Annotated in this window: 1 pseudogene; it reads left to right on the top strand. The window is 36.5% G+C overall.

Annotated elements, in window-relative coordinates:
- Positions 1-83: 83 nt before the first annotated feature.
- Positions 84-1010 (top strand): annotated as a pseudogene (gene repM, locus FTT99_RS16290) (replication initiation protein RepM); the annotation flags it as partial.
- Positions 1011-1715 lie beyond the last annotated feature (705 nt).

Here is a 1715-nt window from a genome sequence, read left to right as displayed (position 1 = left end):
CAAAATAAAATATGTCTGCTTATTGCTTCTTGATAAGGCTTCACATAAGATCAATAAGACGACATAATAAAATAAGACGCTATATGAAAGATTTAATTGTGAAAGATAACGCTTTAATTAATGCCAGCTACAATCTTGACCTAGTGGAACAACGGTTAATTCTTTTAGCAATAATTGAAGCCCGTGAAAGTGGTAAAGGTATTAATGCGAATGACCCTTTAACTATTCACGCAGAGAGCTATATCAACCACTTTGATGTATTGAAAAATGGTGCTTATCAAGCACTAAAAGAAGCCTGTAAAGACTTGTTTGCTCGTCAATTTAGCTATCAAGAACCAAGAGGAAAAGGAGTAGCTCATATTACCTCACGTTGGGTTTCTCAAATTGCATACATCGAAAAAACGGCATCTGTTGAGTTAATTTTTTCACCTGCAATTATCCCTTTAATAACTCGGCTAGAAAAACAATTTACGAGCTATGAGTTAGAGCAAGTAAAAGGGCTTTCCACTGGCTACGCCATTAGACTTTATGAACTTTTGATTGCTTGGCGTAGTAGTGGGAAAACACCAATTATTGAGCTAAGTGAGTTCAGAGAAAGATTGGGAGTATTAGAAAGTGAATATCATCGAATGCACGACTTTAAAAAGCGTGTTTTAGAACCATCATTAAAGCAAATCAATGAAAATACAGATATTACTGTCAAAGAAGAACAGCACAAAAGAGGACGTAATATTATTGGTTTTTCATTCCGATTTAAACAGAAGGCACAGCCAAAAAAACAACAAAAAACCGACCCTAAACGAGATCCAAACACACCTGATTTCTTTGTCGAAATGACCGATGCACAACGGCATTTGTTTGCACACAAATTATCTGAACTGCCCGAAGTTGGTAGCGAATATGCAGAGATCGGAGAGTCATCCGAAGACTTTACGAAACGCCTTGCAGACATGCTTTTAGAGCCAAAAAAATTCAGGATGTTTTATCCGCTACTGGAACAGCTCGGCTTTGGTTCTAAGAAAATACAATCAGCACCAATCAAACAGGTCGATGAACCTAAGTTTATAGATTTTCCAAATATGCAGATCAACCGAATTTCTTACGGCATGTCCAGAAATAAAAAATTCAAACATTTGAAGCAAGAGAATGAATCACCTAATGATTTTATGCAACGGCTTTGCATCATGCTAAAAGACCCAAAACAGCAACTTCAATTTTACGATTTCCTAAAATCTAATCCTTGAGTTTCCCCCTCTAAAAAAGATTTCAAAACGCCCCAACTTTTGGGGCTTATTTTTATCTTTTTCAGAGGCCGTTTTTTTGTTTCTCGGAGAGAAACGCGGAAGCGTGCATTCCCTCCTGCTGTCGGAAAATGATAAATCCCCCAAACCGCTAAAAGTTGCCGATCGGCAACTTTTAAAATATCAAATTTTCACACATGGCTTAAAACCGCCTAAAATCGCCTTTAAGCGCACTTTTATTCAAAACAGGGAAATCTAGCTAAACAGGGCTAAAAACGCCAATAAACGCAAAATAGGAGCATTTAGACCATGAAATTGAGTGATGCTGAAAAAAATAATCGTTTGTCAGAGGTGTTTTTAAAGAAATCAGATCGAGAATATTACGATTTAGAAATCACTGAAGATCATCAAAAACTTTATGATCAGTACGTTTCAGGTGATTTAAACAAGCAAGATTTTGAAGAACAACTAAAC

The organism is Acinetobacter sp. YH12040 (assembly GCF_013420005.1).
Taxonomy (GTDB): Bacteria; Pseudomonadota; Gammaproteobacteria; order Pseudomonadales; family Moraxellaceae; genus Acinetobacter; species Acinetobacter amyesii.
The sequence above is the reverse complement of the archived record's forward strand: the minus strand, read 5'-3'. Positions and strand labels throughout refer to the sequence as shown.